Source organism: Nocardia sp. XZ_19_369 (assembly GCF_015355715.1).
Lineage (GTDB): Bacteria > Actinomycetota > Actinomycetes > Mycobacteriales > Mycobacteriaceae > Nocardia.
Genome location: NZ_JACVED010000013.1, coordinates 207,176 through 229,555, shown reverse-complemented (window position 1 = coordinate 229,555; position 22,380 = coordinate 207,176). Strand labels below are relative to the sequence as shown.

The 22,380-nt window shown below is 67.3% G+C and carries 22 protein-coding genes; 9 read left to right on the top strand and 13 right to left on the bottom strand.

What is annotated here, in order from left to right; all coding sequences use genetic code 11:
* Positions 1-10: 10 nt before the first annotated feature.
* A complete protein-coding gene (locus IBX18_RS38680; protein ID WP_373889268.1) occupies positions 11-856 on the top strand; it encodes an HAD-IB family hydrolase in 846 nt (281 codons plus the stop codon).
* A 503-nt stretch (positions 857-1,359) separates the two neighbouring features.
* Here IBX18_RS38680 and IBX18_RS38675 read toward each other — a convergent pair.
* The 5 genes from IBX18_RS38675 to IBX18_RS38655 all read right to left on the bottom strand — a co-directional run bounded on the left by IBX18_RS38675 (position 1,360) and on the right by IBX18_RS38655 (position 7,725).
* Complete coding sequence (locus IBX18_RS38675; protein WP_194838364.1) at positions 1,360-2,106, bottom strand: oxidoreductase; 747 nt, start codon at positions 2,104-2,106, stop codon at positions 1,360-1,362.
* Between the two features lie 368 nt (positions 2,107-2,474).
* A complete protein-coding gene (locus IBX18_RS38670) occupies positions 2,475-4,181 on the bottom strand; it encodes an ABC transporter ATP-binding protein (protein ID WP_194838363.1) in 1,707 nt (568 codons plus the stop codon).
* Entirely contained in the window at positions 4,178-5,155 is a 978-nt protein-coding gene (locus tag IBX18_RS38665) for an ABC transporter permease (RefSeq protein WP_194838362.1), read from the bottom strand. Before IBX18_RS38665 ends, IBX18_RS38670 begins: the two co-directional genes overlap by 4 nt.
* Positions 5,148-6,074 (bottom strand): ABC transporter permease, encoded by a 927-nt coding sequence (locus tag IBX18_RS38660; protein WP_135234443.1) that lies wholly within the window; start codon positions 6,072-6,074, stop codon positions 5,148-5,150. The genes IBX18_RS38665 and IBX18_RS38660 overlap by 8 nt, the downstream gene beginning before the upstream one ends.
* Before the next feature lie 61 nt (positions 6,075-6,135).
* Positions 6,136-7,725, bottom strand: coding sequence for an ABC transporter substrate-binding protein (locus tag IBX18_RS38655; RefSeq protein WP_194838428.1), 1,590 nt, complete (start codon positions 7,723-7,725; stop codon positions 6,136-6,138).
* A 414-nt stretch (positions 7,726-8,139) separates the two neighbouring features.
* Between IBX18_RS38655 and acs the strand changes: the two genes are divergently transcribed.
* From acs to IBX18_RS38635, 4 genes are all read left to right on the top strand, one after another.
* Positions 8,140-10,092 (top strand): acetate--CoA ligase, encoded by a 1,953-nt coding sequence (gene acs, locus IBX18_RS38650; RefSeq protein WP_194838361.1) that lies wholly within the window; start codon positions 8,140-8,142, stop codon positions 10,090-10,092.
* Between the two features lie 178 nt (positions 10,093-10,270).
* Positions 10,271-11,530: a Na+/H+ antiporter NhaA gene (nhaA, locus tag IBX18_RS38645; protein WP_306796598.1), complete on the top strand. Its 1,260-nt coding sequence runs from the start codon at positions 10,271-10,273 to the stop codon at positions 11,528-11,530.
* Positions 11,527-12,033 (top strand): phage holin family protein, encoded by a 507-nt coding sequence (locus tag IBX18_RS38640; RefSeq protein ID WP_107653774.1) that lies wholly within the window; start codon positions 11,527-11,529, stop codon positions 12,031-12,033. The genes nhaA and IBX18_RS38640 overlap by 4 nt, the downstream gene beginning before the upstream one ends.
* Positions 12,034-12,079: 46 nt before the next feature.
* Positions 12,080-13,015 carry an alpha/beta fold hydrolase gene (locus IBX18_RS38635; protein ID WP_194838359.1) on the top strand — a complete coding sequence of 312 codons (936 nt, stop codon included), beginning with the start codon at positions 12,080-12,082 and terminating at the stop codon, positions 13,013-13,015.
* A 65-nt stretch (positions 13,016-13,080) separates the two neighbouring features.
* Here IBX18_RS38635 and IBX18_RS38630 read toward each other — a convergent pair whose 3' ends face one another.
* The 4 genes from IBX18_RS38630 to nth are packed head-to-tail and all read right to left on the bottom strand — an operon-like array spanning position 13,081 to position 16,452.
* Positions 13,081-14,274 (bottom strand): MarP family serine protease, encoded by a 1,194-nt coding sequence (locus IBX18_RS38630; RefSeq protein ID WP_147132046.1) that lies wholly within the window; start codon positions 14,272-14,274, stop codon positions 13,081-13,083.
* On the bottom strand, positions 14,271-14,987 hold the full coding sequence (locus IBX18_RS38625) for a CoA pyrophosphatase (protein WP_194838358.1): 717 nt from the start codon (positions 14,985-14,987) through the stop codon (positions 14,271-14,273). The genes IBX18_RS38630 and IBX18_RS38625 overlap by 4 nt, the downstream gene beginning before the upstream one ends.
* A complete protein-coding gene (locus IBX18_RS38620; RefSeq protein ID WP_194838357.1) occupies positions 14,984-15,622 on the bottom strand; it encodes a TlpA disulfide reductase family protein in 639 nt (212 codons plus the stop codon). Before IBX18_RS38620 ends, IBX18_RS38625 begins: the two co-directional genes overlap by 4 nt.
* On the bottom strand, positions 15,619-16,452 hold the full coding sequence (gene nth, locus IBX18_RS38615; protein WP_194838356.1) for an endonuclease III: 834 nt from the start codon (positions 16,450-16,452) through the stop codon (positions 15,619-15,621). Before nth ends, IBX18_RS38620 begins: the two co-directional genes overlap by 4 nt.
* A gap of 106 nt (positions 16,453-16,558) precedes the next feature.
* Here nth and IBX18_RS38610 point away from each other — a divergent pair, with 106 nt between their 5' ends.
* Both IBX18_RS38610 and IBX18_RS38605 read left to right on the top strand, forming a co-directional pair.
* Positions 16,559-16,786, top strand: coding sequence for a hypothetical protein (locus IBX18_RS38610; RefSeq protein WP_107659949.1), 228 nt, complete (start codon positions 16,559-16,561; stop codon positions 16,784-16,786).
* Between the two features lie 249 nt (positions 16,787-17,035).
* Complete coding sequence (locus IBX18_RS38605) at positions 17,036-17,710, top strand: Crp/Fnr family transcriptional regulator (RefSeq protein WP_011206875.1); 675 nt, start codon at positions 17,036-17,038, stop codon at positions 17,708-17,710.
* A gap of 94 nt (positions 17,711-17,804) precedes the next feature.
* On the opposite strand, the gene IBX18_RS38600 is transcribed toward IBX18_RS38605, so the two are convergent.
* The 3 genes from IBX18_RS38600 to IBX18_RS38590 are packed head-to-tail and all read right to left on the bottom strand — an operon-like array spanning position 17,805 to position 19,283.
* Positions 17,805-18,596 carry an MBL fold metallo-hydrolase gene (locus IBX18_RS38600; RefSeq protein WP_194838355.1) on the bottom strand — a complete coding sequence of 264 codons (792 nt, stop codon included), beginning with the start codon at positions 18,594-18,596 and terminating at the stop codon, positions 17,805-17,807.
* 46 nt (positions 18,597-18,642) lie between these two features.
* On the bottom strand, positions 18,643-19,110 hold the full coding sequence (locus tag IBX18_RS38595; protein ID WP_107653768.1) for a RidA family protein: 468 nt from the start codon (positions 19,108-19,110) through the stop codon (positions 18,643-18,645).
* Between the two features lie 11 nt (positions 19,111-19,121).
* A complete protein-coding gene (locus tag IBX18_RS38590) occupies positions 19,122-19,283 on the bottom strand; it encodes a DUF4177 domain-containing protein (protein ID WP_014981181.1) in 162 nt (53 codons plus the stop codon).
* 172 nt (positions 19,284-19,455) lie between these two features.
* Between IBX18_RS38590 and IBX18_RS38585 the strand changes: the two genes are divergently transcribed.
* Both IBX18_RS38585 and IBX18_RS38580 read left to right on the top strand, forming a co-directional pair.
* Positions 19,456-20,475 (top strand): ArsA-related P-loop ATPase, encoded by a 1,020-nt coding sequence (locus IBX18_RS38585; RefSeq protein WP_194838427.1) that lies wholly within the window; start codon positions 19,456-19,458, stop codon positions 20,473-20,475.
* 2 nt (positions 20,476-20,477) lie between these two features.
* Positions 20,478-21,608, top strand: a complete 1,131-nt coding sequence (locus tag IBX18_RS38580) for an ArsA family ATPase (RefSeq protein ID WP_194838354.1) — start codon at positions 20,478-20,480, stop codon at positions 21,606-21,608.
* Between the two features lie 97 nt (positions 21,609-21,705).
* Here IBX18_RS38580 and IBX18_RS38575 read toward each other — a convergent pair whose 3' ends face one another.
* Positions 21,706-22,029 (bottom strand): WhiB family transcriptional regulator, encoded by a 324-nt coding sequence (locus IBX18_RS38575; RefSeq protein ID WP_014981178.1) that lies wholly within the window; start codon positions 22,027-22,029, stop codon positions 21,706-21,708.
* Positions 22,030-22,380: the final 351 nt, after the last annotated feature.

Genomic DNA, 22,380 nt, shown 5'->3' with positions numbered 1-22,380 from the left:
GGGCCCGCGCGTGCCGGAAGGGCGGTGGCGGTACGCCTATGCTGGTCGGGTGGACTCACCCACTGCGGACGGGCGCGTCGCCGCCTTCTTCGATCTGGACAAGACCGTGATCGCGAAATCGAGCACGTTCGTCTTCAGCAAGCCCTTTTACGCGCAAGGCCTGTTGAATCGCCGCGATGTGCTCGAAAGCAGCTACGCGCACTTCCTGTTCATGCTGTCCGGCGCCGACCACGACCAAATGGAGCGGATGCGCGCCCATCTCACGAACATGTGTGCCGGGTGGGACGTCGAGCAGGTGAAAACCATTGTGGCCGAGACGCTTCACGAGCTGGTGGATCCGCTGATCTACGCCGAGGCGGCCGATCTCATTGCCGACCACAAGATCCGGGGCCACGATGTGGTGATCGTGTCGGCCTCGGGCGAGGAGATCGTCGGTCCGATCGCGGAGGTGCTCGGCGCCTCGCACACCGCAGCGACGCGGATGGTCGTCGCGGACGGCAAGTACACCGGCGAGGTCGAGTTCTACTGCTACGGCGCGGGCAAGGTCGCCGCGATCGAAAAGCTCGCCGCCAGTGAGGGTTACGATCTCACGCGCTGTTATGCGTACTCCGATTCGGTCACCGATCTGCCGCTGCTGCACGCGGTGGGCCATCCGACGGCGGTCAATCCCGACCGCGGCCTGCGCCGCGAAGCGCTCGCCGAGGGCTGGCCGATCTTGGCCTTCTCGAACCCGGTGTCGCTGTGGGCTCGGTTCCAGGCGCCCTCGTCCACCACCCTTGCCGCGACCGCGGTGGTCGGCCTGAGCGCGTTGCTCGCCGGCGCGATCAGCTATCGATTGCTGCGCCGGCGCAGCTGAGCTTTAGCCACCACCGACACAGGCGTGACCGCCGCTGCTCGAGCGGAAGCCTGGTACTTGCCGGAGGGGTTTGCTGAGCGCACGCGCAAGAAGTTGCGACCAGGCATTGAACCACGAAACGCCGATCGACACGCCGCAAATCGAATGTCTGAGCAGCTCTTGATGTGAAGGCTGTCACAGAGTAGAAAGGTAACTACGGAAGGTCGGAAGGCCAAGGCAGGACCGGAAGAGAAGGTTCCGTCTCCCGTCCATCCTTCCCAGCACGGGCACCAGGCACCCACGCGGAGCGCGCCGCGACAAGGGCAGAAGCGTTGTGGGCCTGCGAAATCCGGGTCTTCGTCGGCGATGGCCTCGCACAGGTTGCGGGGATGAACCGCCGGAGGTCGGACTCTCGCCGAGGCCGTAAAACACAACCCACCCAGCACGCTTGGTAACCGGGTAGTCCGTGCTACGCGGGCGGTGAAGTCGGCAACGACACGCCGCCCGCTTTGACGTGTAGCGGCCTACCCCGACGCCGAATCGGCGATCGACGTGGCCTCCCGCGCACCGTCCTCCAGCGCGCCGCAGCACAGCAGCACCCAGCTGCCGACAGCGTCCGCCGCACCGGATCCGAACGCCGTCGCGGCGTCAAGATACGCCTGCCTGCGCCGCAGCCAGAAAACCTCGGGCACTCCCAAACTGTGCGGATCCAGCCCGCTGGACACCGCGACGAGTCGCGAGGCCGCCCGCGCGACGACCCCGTCCGCGGTCCCGAACGGGCGCAATGCGAGCAGCTCACCGTGCACCACCGCCGCGATCACCGGAGCAGGCGCATGCGACCCGAGCACCGTCTGCACCAGCAGATCGAGCCGCTCCGCCACCCCGGCGTCGGACCGCGGCCTGCCGAGCGCCGCCTCGTCGGCGACCAGGTCGGCGGCGGCGAGCAGATGCAGCCGAGCCAGCGCCTGCAACGGTGCCCGCTGCCAGGTGCCGACCAGATTGCGCAGCGCGTCACCGTCCAAAGCCTGGCCAACGCGCAGCGACCCGGCCAAAATCGGGTCGCCGACCTGACCGTCGGCGGGCAATTCGGTGCTACCGCCGTCGATGGCGGCGGACGATCGGGCGGCCCGCACCGCTGCTTCGGCGGCGGTGGTCGGCCAGCCGCGCCGATTCGCCTTGTGCCGATGCACCTCGGCGAGCGCATCGCGGGCGCGGTCGGCCGCGGCGCGGACACCCGGTAGATCGACGAGGGGCTGTAGCGGATCGGTCACGGTTTACGAGGCTACTTGCGCCCGCCCCGCCGCCGGACCCAAGCCCACCCCGCTGCGGCCGGGGCCTAACCCGGCCCCAACTCATGCCCGCCCCGGCCGGCCGCGCGGTGCAGCGCGGTCCTGGGCAGCGCGATGCCATGCCGTGCTGTGCGGGCCGTGCACTGCCGTCCGTGCCGCGGTGCTGTGCGGCGCAGTTCAGTGCCGGACATCCCTGACGCCGGACAACGCCCAGAACTGCGCGAGCAGGTCGGTGCACAGCCGCTGTCCGGCCCATACTCGGCGCTGCACACCGAGCAGCCACCCCAACCCAACGGGCCGGGGTGGCCGCCGAACTTCGAGTGTGCCGCCGATCTCGACGAGCCGATTGCTCAGCTCACCAACAGATCTCGGCCCGGGATGGCATCGAGCAGCCGCCGGGTGTACTCCTCCCGGGGATTGTCGAAGACCTCCTGGGTGGATGCCGCCTCGACCACCTTGCCGGTCTGCATGACCAGCACGTCGTCCGCGATCTGCCGGACAACAGCCAGGTCGTGGGTGATGAACACATACGACAGACCCAACTCGGCCTGCAGATCGTTCAGCAACCGCAGAATCTGCGCCTGCACCAGCACGTCGAGCGCGGACACCGCCTCGTCACAGACCACGACCTCGGGCGAGAGCGCGAGGGCGCGGGCCACGGCGACGCGCTGACGCTGGCCACCCGACAACTCGTTCGGGTACCGCCGCATCACGGTCGACGGCAGCGACACCTTGTCGAGCAGCTCGCGCACCGTGGCCTCGCGCTCCTTCGAAGTGCCGATGTCGTGCGTGCGCAGCGGCTCCTCGATGGTGCGGTAGATCGAGTACATCGGGTCCAGCGAGCCGTACGGGTCCTGGAAGATCGGCTGCACCCGGCGCCGGAACGCGAAGGCGGCCTTGCGATCCAGCTTCGCCACCTCTTGACCGTCGAAGGTGACCTTGCCCGAGGTCGGTTCGAGCAGACCGAGGATCATCTGCGCGACCGTCGATTTTCCCGAGCCGGATTCGCCGACGATGGCGGTGGTGGTGCCGCGCCGGAGCCGGAACGAAACATCCTCCACCGCAAGGAAGTCGGTCGACTTCCACGGGGCGTTGCCCCGGATCTTGAACGCCTTGGTGAGGTTCTCGACCACTACCACGTCGTCGGGCACCACGGACAGCTCGGTGTCGGCCGCCGCGATCTGCTCGGCCACCTGCACCGCCTGTTCGCGGATCTCGATGCGCTGCTTCACCGAGGACAGCCGCTGCGACGCGAGCGAGGGCGCCGAGTTCACCAGCCGCTTGGTGTACAGGTGCTGCGGTTCGCGCAGAATCTGCAGGGCCGGACCGGATTCCACGACGCGGCCGCGATACATCACCACCAGATGCTCCGCGCGCTCGGCGGCGAGGCCGAGGTCGTGGGTGATCAGCAGTACCGCAGTACCGAGTTCGTTGGTGAGGCCTTCGAGGTGATCGAGGATCTGCCGCTGCACGGTGACGTCGAGCGCCGAGGTCGGCTCGTCCGCGATCAACAGCTTGGGCCGGCACGCCAGACCGATGGCGATGAGCGCACGCTGGCGCATACCGCCGGAGAACTCGTGCGGGTACTGGTTCACCCGGCGTTCGCCGTCGGACATGCCCGCTTCGTGCAGCAGTTCGATGGCCCGTTGCTTGGCCGCCTTACCCTTGGCGATGCCGTTGGCCTCCAACGTCTCCCGGATCTGGAAGCCGATCTTCCACACCGGATTCAGGTTCGACATCGGGTCCTGCGGGACCAGCCCGATGCCGCTGCCACGAACCGCGATGACATCCTTCTTCGACGCCTTCGCGAGATCCTTGCCGTCGAACAGGATCGAGCCGGAGGTCACCTGCCCGGTGCCGGGCAGCAGATCGATGATCGCGTGCGCGGTGGTGGACTTGCCCGAGCCGGATTCGCCGACGATCGCGACGGTCTGGCCCGGATACACCGACAGGTTCACATCGCGGACGGCGGGTATTTTCTTGCCGTCGGAGGTGAAACAGACGTTCAGGTCCTTGATTTCGAGCAGGGGCGACTGCGCGCTGCGGACTTCACTCATCGCTTCCTAGCCTTCGGGTCGAGGGCCTCACGCAGCGCGTCGCCCAGCAAGATGAAGCTCAGCACCGTGAGCGCGAGTGCCGTGGCCGGATAGAACAGGATCGCTGAGGTGCGAATCTCCTTCTGCCCCGACGAAATATCGGCGCCCCACGACACGATCGTGCGCGGCAGGCCGACACCGAGGTAGGACAACGTCGCCTCGGTGACGATGAAGACGCCGAGCCAGATCGTGGTGACCACGATCAGCGGGCCCGCCGCGTTCGGCACCACATGGCGCAGCAGCGTGCGTATTCGAGAGACGCCCAAAGCCTTTGCCGCCATGACGTAATCGCTGTTCTTCGCCTGGATCACCGCACTGCGTGCGATCCGGGCCGCCTGTGGCCAGGTGAACGAGGCGAGGACCAGGACCACGGTCCAGATGGTCCGCGCGTCGAGCAGCTGCATGATCACGATCGCGGCCAGCATCAGTGGGATCGCGAAGAAGACTTCCGCGATACGCGACACGATCGAGTCGAGTAGCCCGCCGTAGAACCCGGACAGTGCGCCGAGGACGCCGCCGATCAGCACGAACAGGACGGTCGAGCCGACGCCCGCCATCACCGAAGCCCGTGCGCCGTACACGGTTCGGGCGTAGATGTCACAGCCCTGCTTGTCGAAGCCGAACGGATGACCGGGACCGCGCGGATCCATGCTGAAGTCGCCGTTGCAGTAGCGCGGATCCTGGCTGGTGAACAGGCCGGGCCAGATGACGACGATGAGCACGAACACGATCATCAGCATGGCGACGATGAAGATCGGGTTGCGCCGCAACTGTCGCCAGGCGTCCTGCCAGATGCTGGTCGGCGAGCCCGCGTCGACGACCATGTCAGTGGCGAGCACCTCGACCTCGTCGGGCGGTGCGACGAAGTAGATCTGCCTGCCGCGGGCCGCGCTCTCCGCGAGATCGATTCCTTTTCCTTTGTCGAGGTCAGGCATAGCGAATCCTCGGATCGAGTGCGGCGTAGAGCAGGTCGACGACCAGGTTGGAGATCAGGAAGATGATGATCAGCACCGTCACGAACGACACGACGGTGGGCGGCTCACCACGGGTGATCGCCTGGAACAACGTGCCGCCGACGCCGGGAATGTTGAAGATGCCCTCGGTGACGATGGCGCCGCCCATCAGGGAGCCGAGTTCGGCGCCGAGGAAGGTGATCACCGGGATCATCGAGTTACGCAGGATGTGCACCGTCACCACCCGGGGCCTGCTCAGTCCCTTGGCGGTCGCGGTGCGGACGAAGTCGGCGGACATGTTCTCCGCCACCGAGTTCCGGGTCAGCCGCAGCACATAGGCGAACGACAACGATCCGAGCACGAAAGCGGGGACCAGCAATTCGGTGAAACTCGCCTTGCCGGTGACGGTCACCGGTGCGATCCCCCACTTCACCCCGAGCAGGAACTGCGCGAGGAAGCCGATGACGAAGATCGGCACCGCGATCACGACCAGGCTGACGACCAGCATGGTCGAGTCGAACAGCTTGCCCTTGCGCAGCCCGGCCACCAGGCCGAAGATGACGCCGAACACGGCCTCGATGCACACCGCCATGGCGGCGAGTTTGATGGTGATCGGGAAGGCTCGCGCCAGCTCGTCGCGCACCGGCCTGCCGGAGAAGGCGGTGCCGAAGTCGAACGTGACAATGCCCTTCAGATACAGCAGATACTGCATGATGAAGGGCTGGTCGAGGTGGTACCGCGCGCGGAGCTGGGCTTCCACTGCGGGGGTCATCGGTTTGTCGCCGGCGAGGGCCTGAATCGGATCGCCGGGAATGAGGAATACCAAGGCATAGATGAGCAGCGTCGCCCCGAGGAACACGGGGATCATCTGAAGCAGACGCCGCACGACATACCAGGCCATTTCGTCTCCTGGGTCAGTGGTGAGCCGCGCCGTCGGGTTCGACGGCGCGGCTCATCAGCGGCTACTTCTCGATGTTTTCGAAGTCGAACAGACCGTTCCAGGCGAGCTCGGCCTTCTTCACCTTGTCCGAGCGACCGGCGTTGGCGATGTAGTCGAGCACCGGGATGTCGGCCATGTCCCTGAGCATCAGGGTCTGCGCCTGCGCGACGATCTTGTACGACTCTTCCTGGGTCGGCGCGGCGAGCGCGGCGTCGAGCAGCTTGTCGAACTCCGGGTTCTTCCAGTCGACGTTGTTGGTCTCGGAGTAGCTGTAGTACTGCGAGGTCAGGAACTGCAGCATGGTCGGGTAGTCACCCTGCCAGCCGTAGCGGAACGCCTTGCCGATGCTCTCGGCGTTCACCTCGTCGCGGATGTTCTTGAAGGTCGGGTACGGCGCGCCGACGGCCTCGATGCCGAGGGTGTTCTTGATGCTGTTGGCCACGGCTTCGATCCACGCCTGGTGGCCGCCGTCGGAGTTGTAGGCGATCTCGTAGCGACCCGACCACGGGGAGATGGCGTTGGCCTGGGCCCACACCTTCTTGGCCTCTTCGGGGTTGAAGTTCAGCGCCTCGGAGCCGGGCAGGTTCGGGTTGAAGCCGGGCAGCGAGGCCGAGGTGAAGTCACGCGCGGGCAGCCGGGAGCCGTGGAAGATGTTCTGGCAGATCTGCTCTCGGTTGATCGCCATCGACAGCGCCTTGCGGCGCAGGACGCCTTCCTCGCCACTGAAGTGCGGGACGTTGGCCTGGATGCCGATGTGCTGGTTCTGCGCGGTGGGCTTGGTGATCGCCCGATCGCCGAGGTCCTGCTTGTAGGAAGCGAGCGCGCTGTCGGGAATCGTGTCGAGCGTGTCGAGGTTGCCTGCGAGCAGATCGGCATAGGCCGTGTCGAAGGACTGGTACATCACGAACCGCAAGCCCTTGTTCTTCGGCGCGCGGCCGCCCTTGTAGTCCGGGTTGGGCACCAGGTCGATCTGGACGTTGTGCTGCCACGCACCGTTACTGGCGAACTTGTACGGGCCGTTGCCGATCGGGTTCTCGCCGAAGGCCTTCATGTCCTTGAACGCGGCTTCGGGCAGCGGGTAGAACGGCGCGTAGCCGAGTTCGGTCTCGAAATCGATGGAGGGCGACTTGAGCTCAACAGTGAAGGTGCGGTCGTCGACCACCTTCAAGCCCCGGAGCGTCTGGGCCGTCGGCTTCTCCGCGGACACCTCCTCGAACCCGACGATCGGGGTGAACACGTAGCTCTGCAACTGTGCGTTGGTGCCGAGCGCGCCGTAGTTCCACGCGTCGACGAACGACTTCGCCTTGACCGGGGTGCCGTCGCTGAACTTCCAGTCCGGCTCGAGGGTGATCTTGTAGTTCTTCCGGTCGGACGACTCGATCGACTCAGCCATCTCGTTGTGCGCCACACCGTTGGCGTCGTAGTACTTCAGGCCGGCGAACAGCCGGTCGACTACGCGGCCGCCCATGTTCTCGTTGGTGTTGGTGGGCACCAACGGGTTCTGCGGCTCACCACCACCGGTGGTGACGATGCCCTCGTCGGTACTGCTGTCCGACGAACACCCGGCCAGGCCGAGGCTGGTAGCCAGCAGCGCGGCCGCGGTCAGCGCCATTGCTCTGTTGAATCTCAACGCGTTCTCCCGTTTTCGAGAAGGGCGGAATCCGTGGCATGCGCATGAGGTCACCAGGCGCATGCCAGCACAATCCGCCTTGGGTGTCTCGGAGGGTAGCCACCGAAACGGACTCTGTCATCGGATTGACCAAGGTTCATTCCACTTGTTACCAATCCGGCAACACGGTCGAAACACCAAAAACATCGCGCGAAAACGACCTATCCACCGGAACATTGCCTCCGTAGAGGTCGCCCGGCATCTCTCGGGTCGGGCCCCTCCGTTGCGGATTACGCGACGGCGTGACGGGACCGAAACCCGGTGGACACACCGGACGCGGCGTAGGTCACAGTTGATTACTGTCGAACGTGCTGCGTTTGAATTGTGCGCTCAGGCTACGTGGAAAGAAGATCCGAGATGACCGAAACCGCCGACCACAAGGACTCGTACTCGCCGAGCGCGGAGTTCGCGGCCGCGGCGAACGCCGGTGCCGAGCTCTACGAGCAGGCGTCGGCCGATCGCGACGCGTTCTGGGCCGAGCAGGCGAGCCGGTTGCACTGGCATCAGCCGTGGGGTCAGGTGCTGGACTGGAGCGACGCGCCGGTGGCGAAATGGTTCGCCGACGGCAAGCTCAACGTTGCCTACAACTGCGTGGACCGGCACGTGCTGGACGGCCACGGTGACCAGGTCGCCATCCACTGGGAGGGCGAACCGGGCGACTCGCGCGCCGTCACCTACCGCGAGTTGCTCGCCGAAGTCAGCCGTGCCGCAAACTATTTCACCGAGCTCGGCCTCGAAGCCGGCGACCGCGTCGCCATCTACATGCCGATGGTGCCCGAGGCCATCGTCGCGATGCTGGCCTGCGCCCGGCTCGGCCTCACCCACTCGGTGGTGTTCGCCGGCTTCTCCCCCACCGCGCTGCGCCAGCGGGTCGACGACGCGAGCGCCCGGCTGATCGTCACCACTGACGGGCAGTGGCGCCGCGGCAAGGCCGCCCCGCTGAAGGAGGCGGTGGACGAGGCGCTGTTCGCGAACGGCGATGTGCCGCACAGCGTTGAGCACGTACTGGTCGTGCGCCGCACCGAAATTGAAGTGCCGTGGACCGAGGGCCGCGACCTGTGGTGGCACGAGACTGTCGCCGAAGCTTCACCGGAACACGAGGCGCAGCCGTTCGATGCCGAGCACCCGCTGTTCATCCTCTATACATCCGGCACCACCGGAAAGCCCAAGGGCATCCTGCACACCTCCGGCGGCTACCTGACCCAGGCGTCCTACACCCACCACAACGTCTTCGATCACAAAGCGGGACAAGACGTCTACTGGTGCACCGCCGACATCGGCTGGGTCACCGGACACAGCTACATCGTCTACGGACCACTGTCCAACCGCGCCACCCAGGTGATCTACGAGGGCACGCCCAATTCGCCGGACGAGCACCGGCATTTCCAGATCGTCGAAAAGTACGGCGTCAGCATCTATTACACGGCGCCCACGCTGGTGCGCACGTTCATGAAGTGGGGCCGCGAGATCCCCGCCGCGCACGATCTGTCCAGCCTCCGGCTGCTCGGCTCGGTCGGCGAGCCGATCAACCCCGAAGCCTGGCGTTGGTACCGAGAAGTCATCGGCGGCAACCGGACTCCGATCGTGGACACCTGGTGGCAGACCGAGACCGGCGCGATCATGATCTCGCCACTGCCCGGCGTCACCGCGACCAAGCCCGGCGCGGCGATGGCACCGCTGCCCGGCATCTCGGCACTCGTGGTGGACGAGGAGGGTAAGCCGGTGCAGCGCGGCGAGACCGAGGCGAACGGCTACCTCGTGCTCGACCAGCCGTGGCCGTCGATGCTGCGCGGCATCTGGGGTGACATGGAGCGGTACCGGGCCACCTACTGGGAGCGCTACGCCGCGCAGGGCTGGTACTTCGCCGGTGACGGCGCCAAGCTCGACGCCGACGGCGACCTGTGGGTGCTCGGCCGGGTGGACGACGTGATGAACGTGTCCGGCCACCGGATCTCCACCGCCGAGGTGGAGTCGGCGCTGGTCGGGCACTCCGGCGTGGCGGAGGCCGCGGTGGTGGGGGCCAGCGACGAGACCACCGGGCAGGGCATCGTCGCGTTCGTCATCCTGACCGCCGAGGCCAAGGACACCGGCGCGGCGCTGGTCGACGAGCTCAAGGCCGAGGTGTCGCGCGAGATCAGCCCGATCGCGCGGCCGCGGGAGATCCACGTGGTGCCCGAGCTGCCCAAGACGCGCAGCGGCAAGATCATGCGCCGGTTGCTGCGCGACGTCGCCGAGGGCCGGGAACTCGGCGACACGTCCACGCTGGTCGATCCCAACGTCTTCGAGGCGATTCGGGCGACCAAGGCGTAGCCAGTTCAGCGGGGCACACATAGTAGGGCCGGTGGCGGTGTTTCGTCACCGGCCCTACCCGTTAGGATTGCGTAAGGTGTGCCGGGAAGTCTGGTCGGCCTGCGAGCGTGCCCGACCGCCGAGTCGGTGGATGGCGTGGTCGCAGCGTTGACCGACCGACGCCGAAAGGTTCTCCGTGATCACGCAGGTGCGCTCGGAACTATCCCGCTATCTCCGCACCGAAACAGTCGGCGGTGCCATCCTTCTCATCGCGGCCGCCGTGGCGTTGCTGTGGGTGAACTCGCCGTGGGGCGACAGCTACGTGACGATGACCGAGACGCCGCTGGCCATCGCGCCGCTGCACCTCGATCTCACGCTGGCGGACTGGACCAAGGACGGCCTGCTCGCCATCTTCTTCTTCGTCGCCGGGCTGGAGCTCAAACGCGAGCTCGTGGTCGGCGAACTGGCCGACCCGAAGCGGGCGGCGCTGCCGATCATCGCCGCGATCGGCGGCGTGGTCACCCCGGCAGTGATCGCCCTGGCGGTCGGCTTCGGCGAGCCCGGCATGGACCGCGGCTGGGCCATTCCGGTGGCCACCGATATCGCGTTCGCGCTGGCCGTGCTCGCCATGACCGGTTCGCGCATCCCGGCGAGCGCGCGGGTGTTCCTGCTCAGCCTCGCGGTGGTCGATGACCTGGTGGCCATCATCCTCATCGCCGTCTTGTTCACCACCACGCTGTCGCTGCTGTGGCTGCTGGCCGCCGTGGCCTGCTTCGCGGGCTGGGCGCTGGCCCAGCACAAGCGGATCAGCACGCCGTGGCTCTATGTCCCGCTGGCGCTGGTGTCCTGGTACGCGCTGCACGAGGCGGGCATCCATCCGACGCTGGCCGGCGTGGCTCTCGGCCTGCTCACCAGGGTGCGCCTGGACCCCGGCGAGGAGCAGGCGCCCGCCACCCGGTTGGAGCATCTCGTCCAGCCGGTCTCGGCCGGACTGTGTGTGCCGCTGTTCGCGTTGTTCGCCTCCGGAGTTCCGTTGGACGGCAAGGTGTTCGGCGACCTGTTCAGCGACAGGCTGGCGCTGGCCGTGATTCTCGGCCTCTTGCTCGGCAAGACCTTGGGAATCTTCGGGATCAGCTGGCTCGCAATCCGGTTGGGCGTGGCGAAGCGCCCGGCCGGATTGGGCTATCGCGACATGTTCGCCCTGTCGGTGCTCGGCGCGATCGGGTTCACCGTTAGCCTTCTGGTGGCAGAACTCGCGCTTGCCGACGTCGACGACGGCTCCGCGGTCGAATTGGCGAAGGCCGCTGTGTTGGTCACATCAATGGCGGCGTCGCTCGCCGGTTCGGCGCTACTGTTGCGACGTGGGCGTGTCCACCAGGCGCGGCGGGACGCCCGTGCGCTACAACGAAAGAGTGAGGCCGAAGCAGTGCCTGGACAGGGAGAAGGGTCTACCAAGTGAGTTTCACAAACGGCGGTAACGGGAACGACGCACAGCGCGGTCGTACAGTGACCTCCATCCCCCTGTCCGACGCCAACCCCAGCGGCAGCGCCAGCTTCGGCACGCTGGTGCGCGACGCGACCGAGCAGATGTCCACCCTGGTCCGCGCGGAGGTCGCCCTGGCCAAGGCCGAGGTGACCGGCGAGATCAAGAAGGGCCTGCAGGGCAGCGTCTACTTCATCCTCGCGCTGACCGTCCTGCTGTTCAGCACGTTCTTCTTTTTCTTCTTCCTCGGTGAACTGCTCGACGTGTGGCTGGCCCGCTGGGCCGCCTTCCTGATCGTGTTCGCGCTGATGATCGTCGCGACCGCGCTGCTCGCCTTCCTCGGCTATCTGCGGGTGAAGAAACTGCGCGCACCGGAGAAGACGATCGACTCGCTCAAGCAGGCCAAGGCGGTGCTGCCGCACGGCTTCGGCGCGGCCGCGCACGACGACTACCGTTCGCTGGAAAAACCCGCTTCGTAACCGCTCGCTCGCGCGCGGATACCCCGAACTACTAGGCTGCCTCGGCGTGTCGTCGCACTTCATTCCGGATCCGTCCAGCGTCCGTTTCGACGGACCGTGGGCGCATCGGGACGTTCATGCCAACGGCATTCGCTTCCACGTGGTGGATGCCGCCCCCGAGCGCACCGACGCGCCGCTGGTCGTGCTGTTGCACGGCTTCGCCGACTTCTGGTGGTCCTGGCGACATCAGCTGACGGGGCTCGCCGAACTCGGCTACCGCGCGGTGGCGGTCGACCTGCGCGGTTACGGCGACAGCGACAAACCGCCGCGCGGCTACGACGGCTGGACCCTGGCCGGCGATATCGCCGGGCTCATCCGCGCGCTCGGCTACACCGACGCGACCTTGGTCGGGCATGCCGACGGCGGGCTGGTGTGCTGGGCGACCGCGGTGCTGCACCCCCGGCTGGTTCGGTCCATCGCGGTGGTGAGCTCGCCGCATCCCGCGGCCCTCAAGAGCGCGGTGCTGCGCAACCGGCACCAGCGCGCGACCTGGCTGCCGAACTTTCTGCGCTACCAGCTGCCCCGCTACGGCGAACGGCTGCTGACCACCGGTGACGGGTTCGAGGTCGAGCGCATGCTGCGCGCTCGGGTGAGCGGATCCTGGTCCGGCACCACCGAATTCGTCGACACGGCGCGGCGCATGCGCTCGGCCATCCAGATTCCCGGCGCGGCGCACTGTGCGCTGGAATATCAGCGCTGGGCGTTCCGCAGTCAGTGGCGCCCCGACGGCCGCCGCTTCATGGCCACGATGCGCGAGCCGATCCGCATCCCGGTGCTGGCCATGCGTGGCGACCTGGACCCCTACGTGCTCGGCAGCACCTTTCGGCGCGGCAGTCACCTCTCCCCGGACCGCCGTCTGGCCACCATTCCCACTGCGGGGCACTTTGCGCACCAAGAGAATCCGGACGTAGTGACTGCGGAGCTGGCGAAGCTGCTCGCGTAGCGCGGCCGTGAGCCAGCCGGGTCCCGGGTCGAGTCCGACTGTGTCGAACCAGACCCGGGACCGTCTCAGCTCAGTACGCAGGCACCGGTGCCCACGGGGATATTCGACCCGGTCGCGGCGTCGAGTTGGGCGCGGACCTCGGCCAACGTGAGCACATAGCCCGTGTCGTCGTCGGTCACGGCGGCGCCGAAGACGACTCCGAGCACCTCACCCTCGGTGTCCACCAGCGGCCCACCGGAGTTTCCCGCGCGGACGCGGCCACGGACGGTGTAGACCTCACGTTCCACGGTGCCGTCCCGGTAGATCGTGGGACCGGTGAGGTCCAACGTCTCGCGGATACGGGCCGCACTCGCCGTGTACGGACCACCGCCGGGGTAGCCGAGCACGATGGCACTGTCGCCGGGCCGCGCGGCGGCGGGCGCCTGCGGCACCACCGGGGCGGTGAGCCCGGGCACCGCGAGCACCGCGACGTCCTTGGAGGGGTCGAACAGCACCACGTTCGCGTCCAGCGGTCCACGCACCGTGTCCACCACCACGCTGGTGGTGCCGGCGACCACGTGGGCGTTGGTCATGATCCGCTCGGGGGCGATCACGAAACCCGAACCTTCCAGTGCCCGCTGGCAGCTCGGCGCGACGCCGCGGATGCGCAGCACGCTCTGCTGCAGTGCGGCGGCGACCGGGCTGGACAGCACGCTCGGGTCCGGCGCGTCGACGGCGGCGATCGGGGCGCGGCCGAAGGGGCCGATCACGTCCGGCAGGCCGGAGGTGTTGAGCAGCTTGGAGAATTCGTTGGGCAGGCGGCGCAGCCAGTTCGGCGCGACCTCGTTGACGTCGGTGAGCACCCGCGAACCGTTGATCGCGGTGGCGATCGACGGCTGCGACGAGGTGGCCAGCGGCAGCGCGAGCAGCCACGCGGTAACCAGCACGGCCACCGCCTGCAGCACGGCACCGACCACGCTGTCGACGCTGCGGGTGAACGGATGCCGCATGCCGCTGCGCGCGGCGCGCCCGAGCACCATGCCCGCGACCTCACCGATGATCACCAGCACCACGATCAGCAGCACGCCGGTGAGCACCCGGGTGCGGCCCTCGTCGACGTGGATCAGGATGTGCGGCGCGATGAGAATGCCTGCGACCGCGCCGAGCACCACGCCGAGGAAGGCGAGAGCGGACGCGACCGCGCCTTGCCGCCACCCCGAGGAGGCGGCCAGCAGCGCGAGCAGCACCACCGCGATATCGAGCCAGGCCGAGGAGGTCATAACGTCATGCCCACGTCGGCGAGGGCGGTCTCTAGATCACGAACATCCTTGTGGTCCCACTCGCATTCCCAGCCCGCGGCTTTGAAGATGCCCGCCAGGATGCCGCCGGTGAGACCCCAGACCAGCATGCCGTCCACCTGGAAGGCGGGGCTCTGATAGCCGAGGCTGCCGCGCACCAGGAAGCGGTTCGCCGGGTCGAGCAACGCGGACAACGGCACTCGCACCACCCGTTCGGTCTCGCTCTCGTCGACCACGCCGACCTCGCTGGGGGTGCGCCAGTAGGCCACCACCGGTGTCACATCGAAACGAGACGGCGGCACGAACAACTTCGGCAGCACCGCAAGGGGTTCCACGCCGGAACGTTCGAGTCCGGTCTCTTCGCAGGCCTCGCGCAGTGCGGTGTCGATCGGACCGGTGTCACCGGGATCCACCGCGCCGCCGGGGAACGCGACCTGGCCGCGATGCTGGCGCATGGTCGCGGCGCGCTGGGTGAGCAACACTTCCGCGTCGGCGGGCAGACCACCCGGCGCGGCCGGATCGGCCTCGGGCGAGCCGCCGAACAGCACCAGGACCGCCGCCTGCCGCGGGGTCGCGGTGAGCGACATGGCGCGGCGCAGCGTGCGCGCGAGGGTGAGCGTGTCCGAGGTATCCGCCGCGGGCTCGGTGGCTTTGCTCAGCCACTTCGGAATGTCTTCGGGGACCGGGATGGTCATGCGGCGACTCCCAGTTCCCGCGCGACGGTGTCGCTGATGTCGTCCACCCCGCTGAACGCGCGCACCACGACCTGCGCGACCGAACCGTCCGCACGCAACAGCACCGAAATGGGCAGCACCGCGGGAGCGCCGACCGCCGTGCGCACCCGCGCGTCGGCATCGAGGACACCAGGGAGTTTCACGTTCAATCCGGTCAATCGTGAAATCGCCTTGGCCTCATCAGGGTCGCTGTGCACGGTCAGCACGGTAATCGCGTTTCCGGCACGTTGGGCGAACTGCTGCAAATACGGCAATTCTTGCGCACACGGTCCGCACCAGTATGCCCAGAGATTCAGCAGCGCAGGCTTACCCGCGAGCGCGGCGGCCAGGTCGACGGTTCCGCCGTCGGCCAGGCAGCCGACGGTGAGGCCGGCCAGCGGGCCGGAACCGGTGGCGCCCGCTGCGGGTCGCGGGCAGGCCGCGAGGTTCGCCGCGAGACGTTGCTGCTCGGACACCCCGGCACCGGCGCGGGCCTGTTGGCCGTTGTCCGCAGCGGTATCGGCCGCACGGTCCCGCGGCCACAGCGCAACCGCCAGCGCGATCACCGCGATCAATCCGGCCAGCGCCCATCGCCAGGCGGCCGGGAGTTGTCTCACCGGCCCACCAGCGCGAGCAGATGCTCCTTCTCCGGACCCTTGACCAGCTCGGCGGCGGTGTCCGGGTCGGTGGGGCCGGTCCCGAACGAGGGGCAGTCCTTGGCGAGCACGCACACACCGCAGGCCGGTTTGCGGGCATGGCACACCCGGCGGCCGTGGAAGATCACCCGGTGCGACAGCATCGTCCAGTCTTTGCGCTCGATGAGCTCGCCGATGATGTGCTCGACCTTCACCGGGTCTTCCTCATCGGTCCACTGCCAGCGCCGGACCAGCCGGCCGAAATGGGTGTCGACGGTGATGCCCGGCACACCGAACGCGTTGCCGAGAATCACGTTGGCGGTCTTGCGGCCGATCCCGGGCAATTGCACGAGTTCGGCCATGGTGTGAGGCAATTCACCATCATGTCGCTCCAGCAGCGCCTGACCGAGGCCGATCAGCGAGTTGGCCTTGTTGCGAAAGAAACCCGTCGAACGGATGTATTCCTCCAGCTCGGCCCGGTTGGCCTCGGCATAGGCACGCGCGTCGGGGTACTTGGCGAACAGCGCCGGCGTGGTGAGATTCACCCGCACATCCGTGGACTGCGCGGAAAGTATTGTCGCGACCGCTAATTCGAGCGGTGTGGTGAAGTCCAGCTCACAATGCGCATCCGGGAAAGCGGCGGCCAGTGTGCGATTCATCCGGCGCGCCCGGCGGACAAGTCCGAGTTGGGTTTCCGCCTGTCGCGCGCGGGATTTCCGTTTCGGAGCGGCGACCGCGGCGGGTTGCGCATCGGTCGCCTCGGGGGCGGACGCACGCCCGTTTCCGGCGGCTGCAGAGGGGGTGACACGCACCTGTCCACCATACGGAACCGTCGGCCAACGTTGCCCGTCCAGTTCGGTTGCCGTGTTCCATCTGAGACCTAGACCGTGTTTACTCCTCCGTATGCAAGGACTCGCTGTGGTGCTCTTCCCAGTGCTGTTGATGCTGTTCGCACTGGGTATGGAGCGGGTCGAGAACCGGCTCCGCAAACTTCTCGAACCCGACGAAGAGGTTCAGCAGTACCTGGACAAAGCAAGCAACGCAGAAGTGAAAGAGCTGACGAGGCTCGGCCTGCCGGCGGCCGTGGCACGGATGCGCAAGCGCCGTACCCGCGGCGAAGAGCTGGATGTGGCCCGGGCGAGTTAGCGCTCGCCCGAGGCGGGAACCGCGCACCATCCGCCGGGGCCGCGACGGGCCCGGCGGCGGCAGCTCGCACAAACCAGGTAGGGACCTGCGAACACCGCCGACAAACACTGGTACGGTTCTTCGCTGCGCCACGCAATCCACTCGTTACGTGGTGTCTGTCACTACGCTGTCATCATGCCGCGTAGACTGCGCTGTTGGCCGAGTCGCTTTCGGTCCAGTACGGAGCCATTTCCCATAAGGAGCACATAAGTGGACGAGGCCCTCGCCAGAGCAGGCATCTTCCAGGGCGTCGAGCCCACTGCGGTGGCCGCCCTCGCCAAGCAATTGCAGCCGGTGGATTTTCCGCGCGGCCACGTCATCTTCAACGAGGGTGAGCCGGGAGACCGGCTCTACATCATTACCTCGGGCAAGGTGAAGATCGGCCGCAGATCGCCGGATGGCCGGGAGAACCTGCTGACCATCATGGGCCCGTCGGACATGTTCGGCGAGCTGTCGATCTTCGATCCGGGCCCGCGTACCTCCACCGCCACCACGGTGACCGAGGTCCGCGCCGTCACCATGGATCGCGACGCGCTGAAGTCCTGGATCGACCAGCGGCCCGAGATCGCCGAGCAGTTGCTCCGCGTGCTCGCGCGTCGCCTGCGTCGCACCAACAACAACCTGGCCGACCTGATCTTCACCGACGTGCCCGGCCGGGTCGCCAAGGCGCTGCTGCAACTCGCGCAGCGGTTCGGCACCCAGGAGGCCGGCGCGCTGCGGGTCACCCACGACCTGACCCAGGAGGAGATCGCCCAGCTGGTCGGCGCCTCCCGCGAAACCGTGAACAAGGCGCTCGCCGACTTCGCGCACCGCGGTTGGTTGCGGCTGGAGGGCAAGAGCGTGCTCATCTCCGACTCGGAGCGACTGGCGCGCCGCGCGCGCTGACGCGAGCGCGAGACGACCGGACAACACGCTGGGTTCAGAGCTCCTGGAGCCCAGCGTGTTGTCGTGCGCTCAGCCTTCGGCTGGTAGGTGCCGCTCAGCCTTCGGTGCGTAGGTACTCCAGCTGCGCCTGCACCGAACTGCGGGCGGCCAGCCAGAGTCGCTTGTCGACGTCGGCGTAGACGCGACGGACCACGTCCATCGCGCTCGCCTTCGGGCCGAGCACCCGCAACGCCTCGCGTACCTGATCGAGGCGTTCCTGCCGGTGCGTGATGTAGTACCGGGCGACCGGCGCCAGATCGGGATGGTCCGGTCCGTGCGCGGGCAGCAGTGCCTTCCCCGCACCGACCTCGACCAGCCGGTCGAGCGACGCCAGGTAGTCGGCGAGGGTGCCGTCGCTCGAATCGAGCACGGTGGTACCGCTGCCCAGAATCGTGTCACCGGTCAGCACCGCGTCGTCGAGCAGGAAACTCGTCGAATCCCCGGTGTGGCCCGGTGTCGCCACCACGGTGAGGCGCAGGCCCGCGGCCTCGATCACCTCACCGTCGACCAGCGGTGCGTCCGAACCGCGCAAGAAGCCGGTGTCCTTGGCGCGCACGGGGGTTCCGGTCAGTTTCACCAGGTGATCGATGCCGCCGGTGTGATCGTGGTGCCGGTGCGTGATCAGCGTGAGTGCGATATCGCCCCCGGTGACCTCGGCGATCTCGGCGCTGTGCGCCTTGTCCTTCGGACCGGGATCGACCACCACACAGTCCGACCGCCCCGGCGCCCGCAGGATCCAGGTGTTGGTGCCGTCCAGCGTCATCTGGCCGGGGTTGTCCGCCAGCAGCACCGCTGCCGTCGGGGTGACCTGCCGTAGTTGTCCGTACGCGGGATGAGTCAGCGTCATCGATGTACCCCAGTCGATCGAATCCCAGTCCGGGACTTTTCAGTTGTTACCGCACCTCGGCGATGAGTTCTACCTCGACCGGGGTGTTCTTCGGCAGCTCGGACACGCCGACCGCAGAACGCGCGTGCACGCCCGCGTCACCGAAGACCTCGGCCAGGAACTCCGACGCGCCGTTGATCACGACCGGCTGGTCGTTGTAACCCGGTGCAGAGGCGACGAATCCGACCACCTTCACGATGCGCACCACCGCGTCCAGGCCGACCAGGCTGTGCACCGCCGCCAGCGCGTTGAGCGCGCACAGTCGGGCGGCTTCCTTCGCCTGCTCGGTGGTCACCTCGGCGCCGACCTTGCCGACCGCCGACAGCTCGCCGTCCACGAACGGCAGCTGGCCGGAGGTGTAGACCAGCGAACCGGTCCGGATCGCCGGAATGTAGGCGGCCACGGGCGCGGCCACCGGAGGCAGGGTCAGGCCGAGGCGGGTGAGGTTGGTCTCCCATTCGGTCACTGCGGTCATCCCCTTCTCCTTTACTTCGGGCGCTTGAGATAGGCGACGTGCTGCTCGCCGGTCGGCCCGGGCAGCACGGTCACCAGCTCCCAGCCGTCGGCGCCCCACTGATCGAGAATCTGCTTGGTCGCGTGCGTCAACAACGGCACGGTCGCGTACTCCCACAAGCTCGCTTCACTCATGCGAGTGAGCGTAGCTGTGTCTAATTTGCCGCGCCTGCGGCACGGCGTTGCTTACCGCGCAATCATCCGCTGTCTGGTACAGGTACACGCCCTGGACCAGGCACTAGGCGGATCCCTCGGGCGCGATCTCAGAACGAGTTATAGGCTCGCGAGCGTGGGAGTACCAACAGCAGTGCCTGTTTCGGCGGAGCCGGGACTGGAAACAGGGTGGCCGAAGCGTGCCGAGAAGGCGCGTCTGCACTATGTCTCCGGGAAGGGCGGCACGGGCAAGTCCACGGTGGCCGCGGCGCTCGCCTTGGCGTTGGCCGCGGGTGGACGCCGGGTGTTGTTGGTGGAGGTGGAGAGCAGACAGTCGATTGCGCAGCTGTTCGATCTGCCGCCGCTGCCGCCGACCGAGACCAGGATCGCCACCGCCGACGGTGGTGGCGAGGTGGTGGCGCTCGCGCTCGACATCGAGCATGCGTTCCTCGAGTACCTGGACATGTTCTACAACCTGGGCTTCGCGGGCCGGGCGATGCGCCGGATGGGCGCCATCGAATTCGTCACCACCATCGCGCCCGGTCTGCGGGACGTCATCCTGACCGGCAAGATCAAGGAGACCGCGGTCCGGGTGGACAAGGCGGGCAAGCGGGTCTACGACGAGATCGTGGTGGACGCCCCGCCGACCGGCCGGATCGCCAGCTTCCTCGACGTCACTCAGGCCATGCTCGAGGTGGCCAAGGGCGGGCCGATCGCCTCACAGGCCGAGGGGGTTTCCAAGCTGCTGCACTCCGATCAGACGATGATCCACTTGGTCACCCTGCTGGAGGCGCTGCCGGTGCAGGAGACGGCCGACGCGGTCGCGGAATTGAAGGCGGCGGATCTGCGCATCGGCACGGTGATCGTGAATCGCGCCGCCGAGGGCCAGCTGCCCACCGAGTTCCGCGCCAAGGCCGCACAGGGGCATGTCGACACCGACGCCGTCCGAGCCGGACTCGCCTCGGCGGGGATCACCCTGGCCGACAACGACTTCCAGGGCTTGATCACCGAAACCGTCGAGCACGCAGCCACTTTGCAGGCGCAGGACGACAGCGCAGCCGACCTCGCCCAAGTCGATGTGTCCCGCATGTACCTACCCGCCCTGCCGGACGGCATGGACTTGGGTGGGCTGTACGAACTAGCCGAACACCTGAGCAAACAAGGGGTGCGATAGCCATGACGACGCCGACTGTGGCCGCGCCACTGGATGTTTCGGACATCATCGACGACCGCACGGCGCGGGTGATCGTCTGCTGTGGCTCCGGCGGCGTCGGTAAGACGACCACCGCGGCCGCGATCGCACTGCGCGCGGCCGAGCAGGGTCGCAAAGTGGTGGTTCTCACCATCGATCCGGCCCGTCGACTGGCCCAGTCACTCGGCGTCGCCGACCTCGGCAACACCCCGCAGCGGGTGCCGCTCGGCCCGGCGGCCAAGGGCGAGCTGCACGCGATGATGCTGAACATGCGGCGCACCTTCGACGACATGGTGCTCGAGCACACCAGCCCGGACAAGGCCGAGCAGATCTTCGCCAACCCCTTCTACCAAACCGTCGCCTCCTCGTTCGGCGGCACGCAGGAGTACATGGCGATGGAGAAGCTCGGCCAGCTGGCCGGGCGCAAGGAGTGGGACCTGATCGTGGTCGACACTCCCCCGTCGCGCAACGCACTGGACTTCCTCGACGCGCCGAAGCGGCTCGGAAACTTCTTGAACGGCAGGATGATCCGGGTGATCATGGCGCCGGGCCGCGGCGTCACCCGGCTGGTCACCGGCGCGATGAGCCTGGCGGTGCGCGGGGTGTCCACCATCGTCGGCGGCCAGATGCTCAAGGACGCGTCGAACTTCCTGCAGTCGCTGGACTCGCTGTTCGGCGGCTTCCAGGATCGGGCGGACCGCACCTACGCGATGCTGTCCAAGCCGGGCACGCACTTCCTGGTGGTCGCCGCCGCCGAGCCGGACGCGCTGCGCGAGGCGTCGTTCTTCGTCGACCGGCTCTCCACCGAGCGGATGCCGCTGGCCGGGCTGGTGCTCAACCGCACGCATCCGGCGCTCAGCTCGCTGTCCGCGGACCACGCGCTGACGGCGGCCGAGCAGCTCGGCGACGCCGATCCGCTCACCGCGTCGGTGTTGCGGATCCACGCGCGCCGGGTCGCCACCGACAAGCGCGAACAGCATCTGCTGCACCGGTTTACCGGCGCGCACCCCCGGGTACCGATCGTCGCGGTGACCGCCCTGCCGTTCGAAGTGTCGGATCTGGCGGCACTGCGTGCGGTCGGTGATCAGCTCACCGGCCACCGAGCATCTGCTTGATACATAGACGCATCGGCTATTGGTCCAAACGGAAGTATTTGCCCCCAAACGGAACTGAGCCCGCTTTCGCAGGCTCAGTTCCGAATGTCGGTCGGGGCTACATGGCCACCTGATGTTGGCGTTGGGCCTGGAAGAAATCGGCCCACGAGGTGACCTCGGGATGCTGCTTGAGGAGCGCGCGACGCTGCCGCTCGGTCATACCGCCCCACACACCGAACTCCACTCGATTGTCGAGGGCGTCGGCACCACACTGCATCAGCACCGGGCAGTGCCTGCAGATCGTCGCGGCTTTGCGCTGCGCAGCGCCGCGGACGAACAACTGATCGGGATCCACTTCCTTGCATCGGGCCTGGGCTACCCAGGCGATCCTTGCTTCGGCCTGCTCCACGTCCAATCGAGCGATGGGGGTTGTCATGTGCATTTGGTGTGCCCCTTTGCAGTCCGAACACCGGGTCAACGGCGCTCCAGAATCGCGTGTCAGCGTCGCAGCAACCCAAACCCCGCTGCGAACTGCACCACATTCCACTTTGAGTGTTAGCTCTATCACACTGGGTTCTCAATCTAGGTAAAGGTATGGGCCTAGCGCAAGACCGCCCTCGGAATTTTTGGTACGTCCGTCCCTGCAAAATGCCGGGAGCGGCGGCGGGTCCGGCACATTCGCGGCGCGCCGTCCCGCGACACGCCAGACTCGCGGCCGCGACACGCCCAATCGCCCACACGAATCGGCTTCCGGTAAACGCACGGAAGAACCCTCGGACCCCACCCCGTAGGC

Excerpts from the sequence above, each read along its gene's own strand:
- IBX18_RS38670 (WP_194838363.1), bottom strand. The coding sequence starts at position 4,181 with ATGAGTGAAGTCCGCAGCGCGCAGTCGCCCCTGCTCGAAATCAAGGAC.
- IBX18_RS38665 (WP_194838362.1), bottom strand. The coding sequence starts at position 5,155 with ATGCCTGACCTCGACAAAGGAAAAGGAATCGATCTCGCGGAGAGCGCG.
- IBX18_RS38660 (WP_135234443.1), bottom strand. The coding sequence starts at position 6,074 with ATGGCCTGGTATGTCGTGCGGCGTCTGCTTCAGATGATCCCCGTGTTC.
- IBX18_RS38655 (WP_194838428.1), bottom strand. The coding sequence starts at position 7,725 with ATGGCGCTGACCGCGGCCGCGCTGCTGGCTACCAGCCTCGGCCTGGCC.
- acs (WP_194838361.1), top strand. The coding sequence starts at position 8,140 with ATGACCGAAACCGCCGACCACAAGGACTCGTACTCGCCGAGCGCGGAG.
- IBX18_RS38630 (WP_147132046.1), bottom strand. The coding sequence starts at position 14,274 with ATGACCTCCTCGGCCTGGCTCGATATCGCGGTGGTGCTGCTCGCGCTG.
- IBX18_RS38625 (WP_194838358.1), bottom strand. The coding sequence starts at position 14,987 with ATGACCATCCCGGTCCCCGAAGACATTCCGAAGTGGCTGAGCAAAGCC.
- IBX18_RS38600 (WP_194838355.1), bottom strand. The coding sequence starts at position 18,596 with ATGACGCTGACTCATCCCGCGTACGGACAACTACGGCAGGTCACCCCG.
- IBX18_RS38595 (WP_107653768.1), bottom strand. The coding sequence starts at position 19,110 with ATGACCGCAGTGACCGAATGGGAGACCAACCTCACCCGCCTCGGCCTG.
- IBX18_RS38590 (WP_014981181.1), bottom strand. The coding sequence starts at position 19,283 with ATGAGTGAAGCGAGCTTGTGGGAGTACGCGACCGTGCCGTTGTTGACG.
- IBX18_RS38580 (WP_194838354.1), top strand. The coding sequence starts at position 20,478 with ATGACGACGCCGACTGTGGCCGCGCCACTGGATGTTTCGGACATCATC.
- IBX18_RS38575 (WP_014981178.1), bottom strand. The coding sequence starts at position 22,029 with ATGCACATGACAACCCCCATCGCTCGATTGGACGTGGAGCAGGCCGAA.